The 18,863-nt window shown below is 48.5% G+C and carries 16 protein-coding genes; 13 read left to right on the forward strand and 3 right to left on the reverse strand.

Annotation, left to right across the window (positions count from 1 at the left end):
- Nucleotides 1-212 precede the first annotated feature (212 nt).
- The 6 genes from acnA to OF158_RS07955 all read left to right on the forward strand — a co-directional run bounded on the left by acnA (nucleotide 213) and on the right by OF158_RS07955 (nucleotide 4,601).
- Nucleotides 213-2,948: an aconitate hydratase AcnA gene (gene acnA, locus OF158_RS07930; RefSeq protein WP_014098359.1), complete on the forward strand. Its 2,736-nt coding sequence runs from the start codon at nucleotides 213-215 to the stop codon at nucleotides 2,946-2,948.
- 106 nt (nucleotides 2,949-3,054) lie between these two features.
- Nucleotides 3,055-3,189 (forward strand): FbpB family small basic protein, encoded by a 135-nt coding sequence (locus OF158_RS07935; RefSeq protein ID WP_014098358.1) that lies wholly within the window; start codon nucleotides 3,055-3,057, stop codon nucleotides 3,187-3,189.
- 66 nt (nucleotides 3,190-3,255) lie between these two features.
- On the forward strand, nucleotides 3,256-3,399 hold the full coding sequence (locus OF158_RS07940; RefSeq protein WP_014098357.1) for an acid-soluble spore protein N: 144 nt from the start codon (nucleotides 3,256-3,258) through the stop codon (nucleotides 3,397-3,399).
- A 27-nt stretch (nucleotides 3,400-3,426) separates the two neighbouring features.
- Nucleotides 3,427-3,657: a small acid-soluble spore protein Tlp gene (gene tlp / locus OF158_RS07945; protein ID WP_013859310.1), complete on the forward strand. Its 231-nt coding sequence runs from the start codon at nucleotides 3,427-3,429 to the stop codon at nucleotides 3,655-3,657.
- 206 nt (nucleotides 3,658-3,863) lie between these two features.
- Nucleotides 3,864-4,283 (forward strand): acyl-CoA thioesterase, encoded by a 420-nt coding sequence (locus OF158_RS07950; protein WP_014098356.1) that lies wholly within the window; start codon nucleotides 3,864-3,866, stop codon nucleotides 4,281-4,283.
- 15 nt (nucleotides 4,284-4,298) lie between these two features.
- Complete coding sequence (locus tag OF158_RS07955) at nucleotides 4,299-4,601, forward strand: hypothetical protein (protein ID WP_035184938.1); 303 nt, start codon at nucleotides 4,299-4,301, stop codon at nucleotides 4,599-4,601.
- Between the two features lie 53 nt (nucleotides 4,602-4,654).
- Here the strand turns inward: OF158_RS07955 and OF158_RS07960 are convergent, their stop codons facing one another.
- The 3 genes from OF158_RS07960 to OF158_RS07970 all read right to left on the reverse strand — a co-directional run bounded on the left by OF158_RS07960 (nucleotide 4,655) and on the right by OF158_RS07970 (nucleotide 7,219).
- Nucleotides 4,655-4,948, reverse strand: a complete 294-nt coding sequence (locus OF158_RS07960) for a HesB/YadR/YfhF family protein (RefSeq protein WP_014098354.1) — start codon at nucleotides 4,946-4,948, stop codon at nucleotides 4,655-4,657.
- 130 nt (nucleotides 4,949-5,078) lie between these two features.
- Nucleotides 5,079-5,678 carry a glycerol-3-phosphate 1-O-acyltransferase PlsY gene (plsY, locus tag OF158_RS07965; protein ID WP_017550847.1) on the reverse strand — a complete coding sequence of 200 codons (600 nt, stop codon included), beginning with the start codon at nucleotides 5,676-5,678 and terminating at the stop codon, nucleotides 5,079-5,081.
- Nucleotides 5,679-5,995: 317 nt separating this feature from the next.
- Nucleotides 5,996-7,219, reverse strand: a complete 1,224-nt coding sequence (locus tag OF158_RS07970) for an IS110 family RNA-guided transposase (RefSeq protein WP_014095555.1) — start codon at nucleotides 7,217-7,219, stop codon at nucleotides 5,996-5,998.
- Between the two features lie 416 nt (nucleotides 7,220-7,635).
- Between OF158_RS07970 and OF158_RS07975 the strand changes: the two genes are divergently transcribed.
- The 7 genes from OF158_RS07975 (at nucleotide 7,636) to ppdK (ending at nucleotide 18,692) form a co-directional block, all read left to right on the forward strand.
- Entirely contained in the window at nucleotides 7,636-8,049 is a 414-nt protein-coding gene (locus OF158_RS07975) for a CoA-binding protein (RefSeq protein ID WP_014098352.1), read from the forward strand.
- Between the two features lie 257 nt (nucleotides 8,050-8,306).
- Entirely contained in the window at nucleotides 8,307-10,286 is a 1,980-nt protein-coding gene (parE, locus tag OF158_RS07980; RefSeq protein WP_026683453.1) for a DNA topoisomerase IV subunit B, read from the forward strand.
- Nucleotides 10,283-12,730, forward strand: a complete 2,448-nt coding sequence (gene parC / locus OF158_RS07985) for a DNA topoisomerase IV subunit A (RefSeq protein WP_014098350.1) — start codon at nucleotides 10,283-10,285, stop codon at nucleotides 12,728-12,730. The genes parE and parC overlap by 4 nt, the downstream gene beginning before the upstream one ends.
- Nucleotides 12,731-12,838: 108 nt before the next feature.
- Complete coding sequence (locus OF158_RS07990) at nucleotides 12,839-13,603, forward strand: hypothetical protein (RefSeq protein WP_151211036.1); 765 nt, start codon at nucleotides 12,839-12,841, stop codon at nucleotides 13,601-13,603.
- Between the two features lie 113 nt (nucleotides 13,604-13,716).
- Nucleotides 13,717-14,970 (forward strand): MFS transporter, encoded by a 1,254-nt coding sequence (locus OF158_RS07995; protein ID WP_014098348.1) that lies wholly within the window; start codon nucleotides 13,717-13,719, stop codon nucleotides 14,968-14,970.
- Nucleotides 14,971-15,198: 228 nt separating this feature from the next.
- On the forward strand, nucleotides 15,199-16,020 hold the full coding sequence (locus OF158_RS08000) for a pyruvate, water dikinase regulatory protein (RefSeq protein ID WP_017550852.1): 822 nt from the start codon (nucleotides 15,199-15,201) through the stop codon (nucleotides 16,018-16,020).
- A complete protein-coding gene (gene ppdK, locus OF158_RS08005) occupies nucleotides 16,017-18,692 on the forward strand; it encodes a pyruvate, phosphate dikinase (RefSeq protein WP_014098346.1) in 2,676 nt (891 codons plus the stop codon). Before OF158_RS08000 ends, ppdK begins: the two co-directional genes overlap by 4 nt.
- Nucleotides 18,693-18,863 lie beyond the last annotated feature (171 nt).

Raw genomic sequence — 18,863 nt, forward strand, 5'->3', positions numbered from 1 at the left:
GTTGAATAAAGGAAAAATCATACCTTGCCGATAAATTTTTTGCAAACCAAACGACAGGTGATATAATTAAAACTTATCACACACAATAATATTATTGTTATTTACTTATGTCATTTCTTGTAATAAGATGAAACTGTGAGGCGTTTTTTACGAATCATTCTGTTAATCTTTTAAATGATGAAAATATGAATCTTGACAAAGGGGGAAAAGACATGTCCAATGATGTCTTTAAAGCGCGTTCCATTTTTGAAGTAAATGGGAAACGCTATCACTATTACCGCCTAACAGCGCTGCAAGACGCAGGAATCGCCAATGTGTCGCGCCTGCCTTATTCGATTAAAGTGCTGCTTGAATCGGTGCTCCGCCAAATGGACGGCCGCGCGATTACGAAAGAACATGTTGAAGATTTGGCAAAATGGGGATCGGATGAAGTAAAGGACAAAGAAGTCCCGTTTAAGCCGTCACGCGTTATTTTGCAGGATTTTACCGGTGTTCCAGTTGTTGTCGATCTTGCATCGCTCCGCAAAGCGATGGCTGATTTGGGCGGAAACGCGGATAAAATCAATCCGGAAGTACCGGTTGACCTTGTGATCGACCACTCGGTTCAGGTTGATAAATACGGTGCGCCGGATGCCCTTCAGGTGAATATGGATTTTGAATTCAAACGCAATGCCGAACGCTATAAATTTTTAAACTGGGCCCAAAAAGCGTTTGACAATTACCGTGCCGTTCCGCCTGCAACGGGGATTGTCCACCAGGTAAACCTTGAGTATCTGGCAAGTGTCGTCCATGAAAAAGAACTGGAAAACGGCGAATATGAAACGTATCCGGATACCCTCGTCGGGACCGATTCCCATACGACAATGGTCAATGGACTCGGGGTGCTCGGATGGGGTGTCGGCGGTATCGAAGCGGAAGCCGGCATGCTCGGCCAGCCTTCGTATTTCCCAATTCCGGAAGTTATCGGCGTAAAAATGACCGGATCGCTTCCGAACGGGGCAACCGCAACCGACCTTGCGTTAAAAGTCACCCAGCTTTTGCGCCAAAAAGGCGTGGTCGGCAAATTTGTCGAATTCTTTGGCCCGGGCGTCTCAACGCTGCCGCTTGCAGACCGTGCGACGATTGCAAACATGGCGCCTGAATACGGGGCAACTTGCGGTTTCTTCCCGGTTGACGATGAGTCGCTTGCCTATTTGCGCTTAACCGGCCGCAGCGAAGAACATGTAAAAGTGGTGGAAACTTACTTGAAAGAAAACGGCATGTTCTTTACGCCGGACAAAGAAGACCCGGTTTATACGGATGTGCTTGAACTGAACCTTTCTGAAATTGAAGCCAACCTTTCCGGCCCGAAACGCCCGCAGGATTTGATTCCGTTATCGCAAATGCAGTCCGCTTTCCAAAAAGCGATTACGGCGCCTGCCGGCAACCAAGGTTTCGGACTGGATGAAAAAGAGCTCGATAAAGAAGCTGTGATCCATTTTAACAACGGCGAAACAGCTGCGATAAAAACCGGCGCAGTCGCCATTGCAGCGATTACGAGCTGCACAAACACTTCAAACCCTTACGTTATGCTCGGGGCCGGCCTGCTTGCGAAAAAAGCGGTTGAAAAAGGGCTGGAAGTGCCGAAATATGTGAAAACATCGCTCGCGCCGGGATCAAAAGTCGTGACCGGCTACTTAAAAGACTCCGGTTTAATGCCGTACCTCGAACAACTCGGCTTTAACCTGGTCGGTTACGGTTGTACAACCTGTATCGGAAACTCCGGCCCGTTGAAGGAAGAAATTGAAAAAACCATTATGGACAATGATTTGCTCGTAACGAGTGTCCTTTCCGGGAACCGGAATTTTGAAGGCCGGATCCATCCGCTTGTCAAAGCCAACTATCTGGCTTCGCCGCCGCTTGTCGTTGCTTATGCGCTCGCAGGAACGGTGAATATCGATTTAAACCATGACCCGATCGGCAAAGACAAAGACGGCCAAGACGTCTACCTGAAGGATATTTGGCCGCAAGCGGATGAAATCAAAGAAAATGTTCAAAAAGTCGTCACGCCGGAACTGTTCCGCAAACAATATGAAAACGTCTTTACCGACAATGAACGGTGGAATGCGATCGAAACGAGCGACGAACCGTTGTATACATGGGATGCAGAATCGACTTACATTCAAAATCCGCCGTTCTTTGAAAATCTCTCGCCTGAACCGGGCGAAGTACAGCCGCTGTCGAGCCTGCGCGTCATCGGCAAATTCGGCGATTCGGTGACAACGGACCATATTTCGCCTGCAGGTGCGATCGGCAAAGACACCCCTGCCGGAAAATACCTGTTGTCAAAAGGAGTCGAACCGCGTGACTTTAACTCTTATGGTTCCCGTCGCGGCAACCATGAAGTCATGATGCGCGGAACATTTGCCAACATCCGCATCCGCAACCAAATTGCACCGGGTACGGAAGGCGGCTACACGACTTACTGGCCGACGAATGAAGTGACGTCGATTTATGATGCAGCCATGCGTTATAAAGAAAACGGCACCGGCCTTGTGGTTCTTGCCGGCAAAGATTACGGCATGGGCTCATCGCGCGACTGGGCGGCAAAAGGCACATACCTGCTTGGCATTAAAACCGTGATTGCGGAAAGCTTTGAACGGATCCACCGTTCCAACCTCGTTCTCATGGGCGTGCTGCCGCTGCAGTTCAAAAAAGGGGAAAATGCCGACACACTCGGCTTATCCGGCAAAGAAACATTTGATGTCCATATTGACGAAAATGTTAAACCGCATGACTGGATAAAAGTGACGGCTACCGACGAAAACGGGAAGAAAACGGAATTTGAAGCGCTTGTCCGTTTCGATTCCGATGTAGAAATTGACTATTACCGCCACGGCGGCATCCTGCAAATGGTGCTGCGCGAAAAACTACAGCAGTCCAAAAATGAAGTGAAATCAAAATCATAATGTTTAAAAAAGCTGCGGCCAAAGCCGCAGCTTTTTTTGAATCAAATTTATAATTTTTCCCATAATTGCCCATACTAAGTAAAAATACTTGTAAGGAGTGGCAAATATGAGAAAAACCCATAAAAAGACCCTTTCGGATCTTGTTGCCGAAAATAAACAGGAACTGTTGCGCGACAGGGATGCGCTGATGCGGATAGAAGAACGGCTGGACCGGAAACACGAGATGAAATTAGCAGAATAAGCCACTGTTTGTGAATCATAATCCGCTTTCCTCCTGGGGAAAATGTATAAGGAGGGGGGAGATATGATGGGCAACCCAAACAAGAAAAGCAAATATTTCGTTCCCGATCATCTTGGCACGCAGCCGCGCGGATTTTCCGGCAATAAGGGGAAGAAGATGCAGGACCGTTCGGGACAGCACGCCCAGGTGATACAGACAAAAGGGGAGTAGCTTTCACAGCCGAAGGAGGAGAACACAATGGCGCATAACCGACCGAAACCGGACGACCGCAGCGATAATGTGGAAAAACTGCAAAACATGATCCACAATACGATCGAAAACATGGAAAGCGCGGAAGAATCGCTTGCCGTTACAAGCGATGAAACGCAAATCCAACAAATAAAGGAAAAAAATGAGCGGCGCCGTGAAAGCCTCGAAGCGATGAGAACCGAGGTAAAAGACGAAGCCGCATACAAACAGCAGCAATAAACGAAAACGGCCTTTCGACGGAAAACAGCAGCGTTTCTTTGGAACCACGCCTTTTCCCTCTCGGAAAGGCCGTTTTTTCTCTCCTTTTGCTGCGACCATGCGTGCATCCGAAGTTTTCCCGGCCCCGTATCAGGCATCCTTTTAGGAGGGGGAATTTTCTTTATGCTAAAATAAAATTGACTGTACATATGAAAGAGGTGTCCGGGATGTTTGTATCAGAAACAGAAGTCAAAGTGCGGTATGCAGAAACAGACCAAATGGGGGTTGTGTACCACGCCAATTACCTGATTTGGATGGAAGTGGGGCGGACGAAATTAATCGAAGACCTTGGCTTCCGTTATGCGGATATGGAAAAAGACGGGATTTTGTCGCCGGTCATCGATATTCAAATTTCATACAAAAAACCGGCCCGTTACGGGGAAACAGTGACCGTAAAAACATGGGTCGATGCATATGACGGGCTGCGCGTAACGTACGGCTATGAGATTTACACAGAAACCGGCGACCTTGCCGTGGCCGCGAGTTCAACACATGTCTGCGTAAAGAAAGACAGCTTCCGACCGGTTTCGTTCCGCCGCCTCTACCCAAAATGGCATGAAGCATATGAAAAAGCAAAAAAATCATAAAGCGGGGGGATGGATTTGGCTTTTGGCATACACCGCAACCAGCTTAAAGCGTGGAAAGCGGCGATTGACCGCGGGGAGATTGCGTTTTTAACGCATTTTTGGCTGGACGACCGTTTCCCCGGCGCAAAATCGGTCACAAAAGTCGGCTGTAAAGATCTGGAGAAACTCGCTGCATGGGGAGCACGCTACCAGCTGAAAAAAGAATGGATTCATGTCCGTAAAGACGGTTACAGCCATTTCGACCTGCTTGGCAGGAAGCAGCGAGAAATTTTGCAAAAAGAAGGGCGCCTTGCGGAAGTAAAAAAATTTTTAAAATGAAAAACCGGCATCACTGGCAGCAAAAAAGCAAAAGCTGCCGGATGATCCCGGTTTTAACCTTTTTTATATTCATATACCGGTTCATCCCGTTTCGGGTCATACCCGATATACAAATCATGGCCGTCAAAATACCATTCGTCCGTGCCTTCAATGAAAAAAGCATGGCCGTTCCGTTCAACGGCCGCCACCGGATCGTCGGGAACGTCTTTTTGAACACCAAGTGAAAACCCGTGTTGGACAGGCGTGGAGCCGCCGTATTTGGCAAAAAAACGGACGGACTCGCCGTCGTCCAGTTCCAGTTCCCTTTTAAACCAGTTTACTGCCTCATCTGTAATGTGCATTTTCATGCCGCCACTTCCTTCCAACTGCCTTTTACATTTTCATTATAGACCAAAGCACGTTTTTTTCCCTAACCTTTTGCCTTCGTTTACCGGCCCCGGGTTATAGGAAACATCAGATTTAGAAACAATGGCTGCCTTACAGCCACTTGACTTTTGGCTCGGTCTTATTTTTAATCCGCTTAATATTGGCTTTATGGCGGTAAATAATGAAAGAGGCAAGCGCCAGAACGATGACGAACAGCGGCCAGTCATGTGTTACAATCATATAAATGAGCGTATACAGGATGCCAAAAACAGCCGCCATGATAGAAGAAAGCGAAACGTATTTGCTCCATTTTAATGTAATCAAAAAAACGATGATGACCATGACAAACAATGGCCATTGATAGGCAAGAACAACGCCGGCGGAAGTTGCCACCGCTTTGCCGCCTTTAAATTTGGCAAATACCGGAAGCATATGGCCGATAACAGCGATCATCCCGATTAAAAGCGGGTGCACCGTATGCTCCAGGCCAAAAAAGTGGGGCAATAAGGTGGCGATTGTCCCTTTCAGAATATCCACCACTGTTACGACACTGCCGGCTTTGAACCCGAGCACACGGAACGTATTGGTCGCACCGAGATTTCCGCTGCCGTGTTCGCGGATGTCTATACCGTAAAAAAGCTTACCAACGATCAGGCCTGTCGGGATTGAGCCGAGCAGGTAAGCCAAAAGGATCATCAGGACAATATTCATGTACAAAACTCCTTGGAAAAAATCTATGCTTATTGTAGCATGTTCTTAAAGGAAAGAGGAATATTTTTTGCCGATTCCGTGCAGATTTTCTAACCGAGCAGGAATTGGAAAAGATCAAGCGAATGTTTAAGTTGGGATCAGACTGGCGAAAGTACAAGAAAGTCCTACGGTGTGATGTCAAGGGTTAAAAACAAGTGAATTGGAAATTTTGTTGGCTCTATGTCGTAAAAATGGCAATACTGAACTAAGCCTCCAGATAATTGGAATAATCTGGAAGTTTTCAAGTTCAGGCTATCGATGATGGTTACCTGGTTACCTCATCGCGTCACCTTCTTTTTCGGCGCATAAATTTGATCGTTGCGGAGCAGCGCATCGATCAGGCGCACCAGTTTTCTTGCCGTTAAGACGAGGGCGCGTTTGTGTGAGTGCTTATGCACCTCACGATATTTCTTTTGGTAAAAGGCGCGGTACTCAGGTTCGTGTCGCCGGACCAGATTGGCAGCCTCAACCAGGTAATACCGGAGATAACGATTGCCTGTACGCGCAAGCATTTTGTCATCAGCCTCAAAATCACCCGATTGGTGGCGGGGCCAGAACAATCCAGCAAATTTTGCGATCGCGGCTTGGTCGTCAAAGCGCTCAATGTCGCCGATTTCAGCGAGAATCCCAGCACAGCTCACCGGGCCTATTCCCGGAATGGTCTGGAGGGTATTCGGGATTCCATCAAGAACGCGGGCAATCGCCTTATCCAAATCCTTGATTTGGCGTTTAAGATGCCGGATGATCTCAATAGAACTGCCCAGGACCAAGTCAATCGAATCCTCCACACATTTAGAAAGCCGGTAAGAGGACCGGGCAGCTTTTTGGATGGATGCGGCCAAATCCTTGGGATCGCTAAAGCGGCCATGGCCTTTGGTCTGGAGATACATCGCTAAGTCCTCCAGAGGCATTTGGGCAATTTCATCGAGGCTATAGGCCTCAAGCAAAAATTCCGTTATGGCATGGCCGAAGACCGGTGTATCCACTTCAAGGTTAAAGGCACTGAATTTGAAAAACAGATGATTCAAAAATACCTGTTGTTCCCGGGTTAAACTTTGAATCAGGTGATAGCGCATCCGTGTTAACCGTTGAAGGGCAAGGTATTGTTCTGACTGAATCACGGATTTCGGCAATCTCCCGAAACGCAAGCGGTCCGCAATTACCCAGGCATCTTTGGGATCGGTCTTGTCCATCTCGGCATAAGCCTTTTTGAAATTTCTCACCAGCTTCGGATTCAGGGTAAACACCTTTGTACGACGCTGTTTCAGCTCGGGATCTTCATGGAAAAACATTGCCGGGTGCCAACTATACACAGATGTGGCCTCCATGGCGATCTGGATGGTGTCATCCGCCTCCGCATGTTGGAGGATGGCGTCTCTTAACTCAGAGGCACCGGGAAGATTGTTTGTCACCGTTTGGGTGGCCAACGTTTCCCCCATTCCATCCATCAGGCAGGCATCGAGGTTTTTGGAGCTCACGTCAATACCGACAAATAAGGGCATATGATTTCCTCCTCTCTGTATTGGGATCGATGGAATCGGACGCTTCGGGATATCCCCAGATGGCTTGCCGATCTGTCAGCCTCGCGTATGAGAACTCATCCGGGCCGTGGGCTGCCTGGAACTGCTCATTTCCAGCACGGAGATCCGGAGGAACGGCCTACGGGTTAGACGTTCAAGCAAGAACCTGGGGATGCAGACTTTTCGAGTAGTCAGGCTACAAGGAGGGGAAGCATTGACCCAAACGATCCTAAGACCATTATCCGGGAACATCGCGAAGCGTCCAAGTCCGAACTTGTATTCCGGGCGAGCCCGGAATACAAAATCTTATATTCACTTGTCAATGAGCAGCAGAATGAACTGGAAATTGACATCCACTTTGGATTTAAACTTATTATACGAGGAGAGGTGTTGATCAAATGGCAATCGAAAATCCGAGCAGGGAAGAAATCAGGGAAATTTTACAAAAAGCAAAACGAATTGCAGTGGTTGGCTTGAGCAATAACCCGGAAAAAACATCTTATACGGTAGCCAAAGCCATGCAGGATGCCGGCTATGAGATTATTCCGGTCAATCCGAAAGCAACGGAAATTCTCGGGGAAAAGGCTGTCCCGAGCTTAAAAGATATCGAAGGCCATGTGGACATTGTGGATATTTTCAGGCGGCCCGAATATTTGCCGGAGCTGGCACGGGAGTTTGATGAAATCGATGCGGACGTTTTCTGGGCGCAGCTCGGCATCGAAAACGAGGAAGCATACCGGTTTTTAAAAGAAAAAGGCTATACCGTTGTGATGAACCGCTGCATTAAAGTGGAACATGCCCTGACAAAATAGGCTTTTTCAAGCAGGCGCCAGCTTAAAGGGCGCTTGCTTTCTTTATATTTTCCCAATAAAACGGCCGTTTACTGGAGAAGTTTTTATAACCGTTGCTTTGCCCCTCCCGTTCCCGTCATTTCCGCATGCCCTTTTACAAATTCCGTTTTATCGTTAAAATGAGTATGATAAAAACGGCAAATGATGTTATAATGAGAACGAATATTTGTTCTTATGAACGCCGGTGCACGTGCTTTGCAATTGAAAGGGGAATAGATGTGGCGAAGAAACAAAATATATTGGAATATAATGATGATGCAATCCAGGTGCTGGAAGGGCTGGAGGCCGTAAGGAAAAGGCCGGGCATGTACATCGGGTCGACCGATGCGCGCGGTTTGCACCATCTTGTCTATGAAATCGTCGACAATGCGGTGGATGAGGCGTTGTCCGGGTACGGAAACCATATCATCGTCAACATTCACAAAGATAACAGCATCAGCGTCCAGGACTTCGGGCGCGGCATGCCGGTCGGGATGCACAAGCTCGGTAAGCCGACGACAGAAGTGATCTTGACGATTTTGCACGCCGGCGGAAAATTTGGGCAGGGCGGCTATAAAACGAGCGGCGGCCTGCACGGTGTCGGCGCGTCCGTCGTCAATGCCCTGTCGGAATGGCTTGTTGTTACCATACATCGCGACGGTTACGTGTATGAACAGCGTTTCCGTGACGGCGGCAAACCGGAAACAACGCTCGAGAAAACCGGGAAAACCAATAAGACCGGCACAACGATCCATTTTAAACCCGACCCGTCCATTTTTAGCACCATCACTTTTAACTACGATACATTATGCGAACGGCTGCGCGAATCGGCCTTTCTTTTAAAAGGGTTAAAAATTGAAATCACTGATGAACGTTTCGGGCGGCATGATCTGTTCCACTACGAAAACGGCATTGAAGCCTTTGTCCAGTACTTGAACGAAGGAAAAGAAGTGCTCCATCCGGTTGTGTTTATCGAGGGGGAAACAAACGGAATCGAAGCGGAATTTGCGTTTCAGTTTAACGACGGCTTTTCGGAAAACATTTTATCTTTCGTGAACAACGTGCGCACGAAAGACGGCGGCACGCACGAAGCCGGGGCAAAAACGGCATTGACGCGCGTCGTGAACGATTATGCAAGAAAAACCGGGCTGTTAAAAGAAAAAGATAAAAACTTAGAAGGGACGGATATCCGCGAAGGGCTGTCCGCCATTATTTCCGTCCGCATTCCGGAAGAACTGCTCCAATTTGAAGGACAAACGAAAGGGAAACTTGGCACAAGTGAAGCCCGCTCTGCAGTTGATACGATTGTTTCGGAACACCTTTCTTATTTTCTTGAAGAAAACCCGGATACGAGCAATCTTTTAATCCGGAAAGCCATCAAGGCGTCGCAGGCAAGGGAAGCAGCGAGGAAAGCACGGGAAGAAGCGAGAAGTGGCAAAAAGCGGAAGAAATCGGAAACGACTTTGTCCGGAAAGCTGACGCCGGCGCAAAGCCGCAATCCGCAGCGGAACGAACTGTATCTCGTTGAAGGGGATTCCGCGGGCGGTTCTGCGAAACAGGGGCGCGACCGGAAATTCCAGGCTGTTTTGCCGCTGCGCGGAAAAGTCATCAATACGGAAAAAGCAAAGCTTGCGGATATTTTTAAAAATGAAGAAATCAATACCATTATTTATACGATTGGTGCCGGCGTCGGCCCTGAATTCAATTTGGAAGACGTCAATTACGACAAAGTCATTATTATGACCGATGCCGACACGGACGGTGCCCACATCCAGGTGCTGCTTCTTACGTTCTTTTACCGCTATATGCGGCCTTTGATTGAAGCGGGAAAAGTGTACATCGCGCTGCCACCGCTTTATAAAGTCAGCAAAGGCACCGGCAGGAAAGAAATCGTGGAATATGCTTGGACCGAAAAAGAACTGGATGAAACGATCAAAAAAGTCGGGCGTGGCTATATCCTGCAGCGTTATAAAGGGCTCGGTGAAATGAACGCCGACCAGCTTTGGGAAACGACGATGAATCCGGAAACGCGGACTTTGATCCGTGTCCGTATTGATGATGCGGCCCGGGCTGAACGGCGGGTGACCACGCTTATGGGCGATAAGGTCGAACCGCGTCGGCAATGGATTGAAAGCCATGTGGAATTCGGGCTTGAAGACGACACCAATATTTTAGACAATGAGAATTTGATGATTGAGGAAGGGGACATGAACGGATGAAGACGGCTGAACGTTTTCAAGATTTGCCTTTGGAAGAGGTGCTGGGCGACCGCTTCGGCCGGTACAGCAAATATATTATCCAGGATCGTGCCCTTCCGGATGCGCGGGACGGCCTGAAGCCGGTGCAGCGGCGGATTCTTTATGCGATGCATGTAGAGGGCAACACTGCTGACAAGCATTTCCGGAAATCGGCAAAAACGGTCGGCAACGTCATCGGCAATTACCATCCGCACGGGGATTCTTCCGTTTATGAAGCGATGGTGCGGATGAGCCAGGACTGGAAGCTGCGAAACGTGCTCATCGAGATGCACGGCAATAACGGGAGCATTGACGGCGACCCGGCCGCGGCTATGCGGTATACAGAAGCAAGGCTCGCTCCGATTGCATCCGAACTCCTTCATGATATTGATAAAGAAACGGTTAAATTTATCCCGAATTTCGATGATACCGCAAATGAGCCGGTTGTGCTGCCCGCCCGGTTTCCCAACCTGCTCGTGAACGGATCGACCGGCATCTCGGCTGGATATGCAACTGAAATTCCGCCGCATCACCTCGGGGAAATCATTGACGGGGCCATCATGCGGATGGAAAACCCGGACTGTACGGTAGAAGATTTGATGACGGTCATAAAAGGCCCTGATTTTCCAACAGGCGGCATTGTCCAGGGAATTGACGGAATTAAAAAAGCGTATGAAACCGGAAAAGGCAAAATGGTCGTAAGAGGCAGGACATCGATCGAAGAGATCCGCGGCGGGCGAAAGCAGATTGTCATCGCAGAGATTCCTTATGAAGTCAATAAAGCCAATCTTGTCAAAAAAATCGACGAGCTCCGGATTGACCGGAAAGTGGAAGGCATATCTGAAGTCCGCGATGAAACCGACCGGACCGGGCTCCGGATTGTGATCGAACTGAAAAAAGATGCGGATGCAGATAGCGTCCTGAATTATTTATTCAAAAACACCGATCTCCAGGTATCATACAATTTCAACATGGTGGCCATCCATAACCGTCGGCCGCAGCTGATGGGCCTCCGTGAACTGCTCGATGCTTATATTGAACACCAGAAAGAAGTGGTCACAAAAAGGACGGAATTCGATCTCAAAAAAGCGCGTGACCGCAAGCATATTGTTGACGGCCTGATGAAGGCACTTTCCATCCTGGATGAAGTCATTGCGGCGATTCGGGCATCCAAAGATAAAAAAGATGCAAAAGCGAACTTAATCGCAAAGTTTGCTTTTACCGAACCCCAGGCTGAAGCGATTGTCACGCTGCAGCTCTACCGCCTGACCAATACGGATATTACGACGCTGGAGAATGAAGCGGCAGACCTTGAGAAAAAAATTGAGACCTATCTCGCGATTTTATCCAGTGAGAAAAAACTGTTTACGGTGATCAAAAAAGAACTGAGAGATATCCGGAAAAAATACGCGGATAACAGAAGGACAACGATTGAAGCGGAAATACAGGAATTAAAAATCAATCTGGAAGCGATGATCCCGAATGAAGATGTGATGGTCACCATTACAAAAGACGGTTATATCAAACGGACAAGCCTCCGTTCATATACCGCTTCAAACGGCCGGGACCTTGCTATTAAAGATAGCGACCGCCTGCTCTTTAAACAGCAGCTCAATACCGTCCAGACGGTGCTGCTTTTCACAAATAAAGGGAGCTATATCTATTTGCCGGTCCATGAACTGCCGGATATCCGCTGGAAAGATCTCGGGCAGCATGTTTCCAATCTTGTGACGCTTGAACGCGATGAAGGCATCATCAAAGTGCTCCCGATTGAAGATTTCAACCAGCCGCAGTTTATTTTGTTTTTCACGAAAAACGGCATGGCGAAGAAAACGGAATTGCAGCAATACCAGGCACAGCGCTATTCGAAAGCCCTCGTTGCAATCAACTTAAAGGGCGATGATGAAGTGCTCGATGTTCACCTGACAGACGGCTCGAAAGAAGTCTTCCTCGCTTCCCGCCTCGGTTACGGGCTCCGGTTTGATGAAGCGGAAATCAGCGTTGTCGGCCAGCGGGCAGCAGGGGTAAAAGGCATGAACCTAAAAGAAGGCGACAGGCTCGTTAGCGGGAAAATCATTGAAGATCCGGAAAAAGACAAAGTATTTATTGCCACCCAAAGAGGAGCCGTCAAGAAGATGAAAGTGTCCGAATTTGACAAAACAAGCCGGGCCAAACGCGGTGTCATCATGCTGCGCGAATTAAAAGCCCATCCGCACCGGATCGCCGGAGCCGTGATTGCAGGCGACGATGAAACCGTCTCGGTCATCACGGAAAAAGGGCATCAGGAAGACATTCGGCTCCATGATTTGCGCGACCATGACCGTTATTCAAATGGCTCATTTGCCATTGATGAAGAAGAGAACGGGACAGTGGCAGAAGTATGGAAGCAGGAACCGGAAGAGGGTGCTGCGGAAGAAAACGATTGAAAAAAGTGTTTGCCGTTTTCGGCAAACACTTTTTTCATCTTCAGGCAAGTTTTACATAATTCTATTCTTGCGGCGTATCCTAAAGGAAAACGGATGCGGGGTGAGAAGATGAAAAAAGAATACATGCTTGCACTGCTCGCATTATGGTTTATGGCAGCCGGCACGGTTGTGATCGCGGACGCGGGCGGGAAGACGAAAGCCGGCAAAACGGTGATTCACCGGTACGAGGCGGATGTAACCGGCGACGGAAAAAAGGATGCGATTGTATTGGAAGGCATCCCGTTTGCAGCCGGCAGCCCGTATATGAAAAAAATTTGGGCGCGGATTGCCACGTCGGAAGGAAAGAAATATAAATTGCCGTATGAGCCTGGGTATGAACCGGAAATCCAGTTCATCGATCTCAACCATGACGGCGTAAAGGACATGCTTGGATCAAGCAACAGCGGCGGAAGCGGGGGCATAAACCAGTACCGCCTCGATACGCTGAAAGGCGGCATTTTAAAACATTTGCCGATGCCGCCCGTGTTAAAGCTTAGCGGCAAATTTGAAAATGCATTGTCGGCCAGGCTCAACATTGAAAATACGAACGAAACATTTTTGATTGATTTAAGAAAACGGAAAAAAGATTATATCCGGCTCGGTATTTACCGAAAGGACGGAATGCTCAATGAGCCGTTTGAACTGATGATCGATCCGGCGGCGGTTTACAAACCGGTGAAAATAAAAGGCAAAAAAGGCGTCGGGCTCGAAGGTTTCCAGCAAGTAAGCGGTGCCTACCATGCAGATAGACTGGGTGATGTAAAGGCAACATGGTATTTTAAAGACGGAAAATGGATCCTGGTTCGTGCCAAATGGCAGCCTACAAACGCATAAAAAAACTCCCGGCGGGGGAGTTTTTTTATTGCGGATTCGAAAATTGAAAATGTTTTTGCGCAAAAATAGATTATAATAGTAATAAATTACAAACAAAACAGGGGTAGAGCAGATTGGACAGACAAAAAAGCAAGTACAGATGGGTTGTTTTTTTCGCGGTGCTGTTTTCCTACATGGTGATTGTCAGCCAGCGAACGGCGCCAGGCTTGATTTCGGATAAACTGATGAGCGAGTTTCATATGACAGCGTCCGTCATCGGTTTATTGACAGGTGCGCAGTTTCTCGCTTATGCGGGGCTGCAAATTCCGATTGGGATTTTTTCCGACCGGTTCGGGCCGAACGTTTTTTTGGTCACAGGCACTTTATTCAGTGGCATCGGCACGTTCTTATACAGCATTTCGCCGAATGAAGCCTGTTTGCTCGTATCCCGGGTGCTTGCCGGCATGGGAGATGCGACCATTTGGATTAATCTTGTCTTGATTTTAAGTCAGTGGTTTTATGCGAAAGAGTTTGTCGGGCTGATCGGTTATGCCGGCATGGCCGGAAGCGTGGGTTCTTTGCTCGCAACCGTTCCGCTAACGGCCTGGATTTCAGCTTCGGGATGGCGCCAGCCGTTTTTTGTAACCGGTATTCTGCTCCTCGCAAGTACGGTGATGCTGTATGTCGTGCTGATCCGACTCCCGCAAAAGCGGGAAGGGGGAACGCATGCGAATACAAAAGTCCGCCATGAAAAAATGCTTTTGGTTCTAAAGCGGATCTTGAAAAGCAGGCAGGCGTGGGCTGCATTTTTATGCCATTTCGGCCTTGTCGGCACATATGTTGGTTTTATTGGTACATGGGCTGTGCCGTACGGGATGCATATTTTCGGCATGAACCGCCCGGAAGCGAGCCAGCTGGTCATGACAGGATTAATCGGAGCAATTATCGGCGCGCCGGTTACCGGATGGATCGCAAGCAGACTCGGTTCAAGGAAGAAGCCATATTTGCTGATTCAAACCCTGATTTTTCTGGCATGGACGGTTTTCTTTTTGAGCGGGGGCAAACCGCCGTTATTTTTCGCGGTGCTGTTAATGTTTGTCATCGGATATGGTAATGGTGCAAGCGCGCTGACGTTTGCGGTCGTCCGCCACTCCTTTGACGTAAGGGAAGTCGGATCGGTTTCCGGATTTGCCAATACCGGCGGCTTTTTAAGCGCGGTGCTTTTGCCGAGCTTGTTTGGAAAAGTGCTGGACCATTTTCATGCTGAAGCGAGTGTGGTCGGTTATCATTACGGCTTTTTAATCCCGGCGTTCTTTTCGCTTTTTGGCGTGCTCGGGACGGTGATGATCCGGGAGAAAATCCGCGCCGGAGAGAATCAGGCAGCATAAAAATTTTTAAACGGTGCACAGCAGTTGCCTGTTTTACATGAAATAAAAATTTTTTAAAAAAACCGGTAAAATGGTTCACGCATCCTTTTAAATGTGTTATACTAATGAACGATAAGTATAACACATTTGTCAAACAGTGCATATACTGATGGCATACGGGAGGGGCAGTGAAAAGAAACCATATACATACGGAGCCATTTTCCGGTTCGAAAAGGATGGGAACCATACATGGAACAAAAAGAAATTGTGCATATCATCTCGGACTCGGTCGGAGAAACGGCTGAATTTGTTGTAAAAGCGGTTGCTGCGCAGTTTAACGGCGGACACATCGAAATCAGGCGGCATCCGCATGTGGAAGAAACAGACGATATCGAACCGGTGATTGAGACGGCAAAAAAACAAAATGCCATCATTGCTTACACGATCGTCGTTACCCCTTTGAAAGCATACATTGACCGCCGTGCCAGCGAAGAAGGGATCATTGCGGTCGACCTGATGAATCCGTTGATGGAAGCTTTTATGAAAAAGTTTCACAAGGAGCCGTACCACCGTCCGAAGTTAATGCGCAAGCTGGATCAGGAATATTTTAAAAAAATTGAAGCAATTGAGTTTGCCGTGAAATATGATGACGGGCGCGATCCAACCGGACTGAAAAAGGCGGACATTGTCCTACTCGGCGTCTCCCGGACGTCGAAAACACCGTTGTCGATGTATTTGGCACATCACAGCTTTAAGGTGGCAAATGTTCCGATCGTGCCGGAAATCGCGCCGCCTGATGAGTTGTTTTCCATCCCACGGGAAAAATGCGTCGGGCTGATGATATCGCCTGAAAAACTGAATGAAATCCGAAGAGAACGGATCAAAGCAATGGGTTTAAAATCGGACGCCAATTATGCGAGCTTTGAACGGATTTATGAAGAACTTGTATACGCGGAAAATTTGATGCGGAAACTCAGATGCCCGATCATTGATGTTTCGAACAAAGCGGTGGAAGAAACAGCAAGCCTTATTATTGAAATGTTCAAAAACAGGGAGGAGCTGCTCAAATGACAAAATTTGTCTACTTGTTCAACGAAGGGAACAGCCATATGCGTGACCTGCTTGGCGGCAAAGGAGCCAATCTGGCGGAAATGACAAACATCGGCCTGCCGGTGCCGTTCGGATTCACGATTACAACCGAGGCATGCAATGACTATTATTCAAACGGCAAAAAAATTTCAGATGCAGTCGAAACACAAATGGAAGAAGCGCTTTTGAAACTGGAAGAAAAAACCGGCAAAAAACTGGGCGGGAACGAGAACCCGCTGCTCGTCTCCGTCCGTTCCGGCTCTGTATTTTCGATGCCGGGGATGATGGATACGGTACTGAACCTCGGCATGAACGATGAGACCGTGGAAGCCGTTGCGAAACTGACCGGCAATCCGCGCTTTGCCTATGATTCGTACCGCCGGTTTATCCAAATGTTTTCTGACGTGGTGCTCGGGATCGAGGTATACCATTTCGAACATTTGCTTGAACAAACCCGGGAACAAAAAGGGTATACAGCTGATCCGGAAATGACTGCGGAAGACTGGAAAGACATCATTGCCGGCTATAAAAAGATCGTTAAAAAACATACGAAACAGGATTTTCCGCAAGACCCGAAAACGCAACTGTACCTTGCCGTAAATGCCGTTTTTGATTCGTGGAATAACCAGCGTGCCATTGTATACCGCCGCCTGAATAAAATTCCGGACCATCTTGGGACCGCTGTCAATATCCAAAGCATGGTATTCGGAAATATGGGGGATGATTCCGGAACCGGCGTCGCTTTTACACGGAACCCGTCAACAGGCGAACGCGTGCTGTACGGCGAATATTTAATCAATGCCCAAGGCGAAGATGTCGTTGCCGGTATCCGCACCCCGCAGCCGATCCAGGTACTGGCAAAAGACATGCCGGAAGTGTACCGCCAGTTTGTAAAAACAAGCAAATTATTGGAAGAACATTACCAAGATATGCAGGATATTGAATTTACGGTGGAACGCGGCAAACTGTACCTGCTACAAACCCGGAACGGCAAACGGACGGCGCAGGCTGCGATCCGCATCGCCGTTGAAATGGTGAAGGAAGGCATTCTCGATAAAAAGACAGCGCTTTTAAGAGTCGATCCGGATCAGATGAACCAGCTCTTGCACCGCCGCATTGATGGTTCCGCGACTAAAAACCATCTTGCAAAAGGGCTGCCGGCATCCCCTGGAGCTGCAACCGGCACCGTTGTGTTTGATGCTGATGAAGCGGAACGGCTCGGCAAGGAAGGGGAAAAAGTGATTTTGGTCCGCCCCGAAACGACACCGGATGATATTCACGGCATTGTTGCATCCCAGGCGGTTGTGACAAGCCGCGGCGGGATGACGAGCCATGCGGCGGTTGTCGCGCGCGGGATGGGGAAAGCGTGCATCTGCGGCTGCGAATCTATGAAAATCGATTTGAAAGCAAAACAATTTACGGTCGGTGACACCGTTGTCCGTTATGGGGATGTCATCACGATTGACGGTTCGACAGGTGAAGTGATGCTCGGCGAAGTCCCGATGATTGACCCTGAGCTTTCCGGCGAATTCAAAACGCTGCTTGAATGGGCGGATGAGGTGCGCGATCTCGGCGTGCGCGCCAATGCTGACAACCCAACGGATGCGAAAAAATCGCTCGAATTCGGTGCAGACGGCATCGGCCTTTGCCGGACGGAGCATATGTTCATGGATATTAAGCGCGTGCCGATCGTTCAGGAAATGATCCTCGCCGAGACTTTGGAAGAACGCGAAAAAGCTTTAGATAAACTGCTTCCGATGCAGCAGGGCGATTTTGAAGGCATCTTTGAGGAAATGGCCGGCCATCCGGTGACAATCCGCCTGCTCGATCCGCCAATGCACGAATTTTTGCCGGATAAGGAAGAACTGCTCGTAGAAGTAACAAAACTGCAGCTTACGGCACCAGAATCAAAAGAACTGGAAGAAAAAGAATACTTGCTGAAAAAAGTCCAGCATCTTGCTGAATTCAATCCGATGCTCGGCCACCGCGGCTGCCGGCTCGGCGTGATTTTCCCTGAAATCTACGAAATGCAGGTCAAGGCGATTTTTTACGCTGCCGCTGCCGTTCTGCAAAAAGGGATAAAAGTTCAGCCGGAAATTATGATTCCACTTGTCGGCCATGTGAATGAGCTGAAACGGATGCGCGCGCTTGTGACGGACATGGCGAATCAGGTCATGGAGGAAAAAGGCTTGAAATTCGATTATACGGTCGGCACGATGATCGAAATTCCGCGCGCCGCCCTCACCGCAGACCAAATTGCAGAAGAAGCGGATTTCTTCTCGTTTGGTACGAATGACTTGACGCAAACGACGTTCGGCTTTAGCCGTGACGATGCGGAAGGAAAATTCTTGCAACAGTACATCGAGCAAAAAGTGCTGCCGGAAAATCCGTTTGCCGTCCTTGATCAGGAAGGCGTCGGCAAACTTGTCGAAACCGGTGTCAAACTCGGCCGTCAGACAAAACCGGGCTTAAAAACCGGCATTTGCGGCGAACACGGCGGGGAAAAAAGCTCGATCGAATTCTGCTACAAAACCGGCCTGAACTACGTCAGCTGTTCGCCTTACCGCGTACCGCTCGCAAGGCTCGCCGCTGCACAGGCCACCATCCGGAACAAAAAAGAAGACACCGACAAAGTGACAGTCGCTGCAAAATAAATCATTTTCCTTAAGGCACACGGTGGATTGCCCCCGTGTGCTTTTTTCTGCGCAAGTCCATGAAATAGGCATGCCGGGGGTGTAAAGAAGCCATAAGCAAATCTTATCAAATGAGTTGTCAAAGCCATTATTTAAATGACAAAAGAATGAATGTAAGATGAATGTAAGGAG

Origin of the sequence: Weizmannia sp. WK01 (genome assembly GCF_025905465.1) — a bacterium.
GTDB lineage: Bacteria > Bacillota > Bacilli > Bacillales > Bacillaceae_C > Weizmannia > Weizmannia faecalis.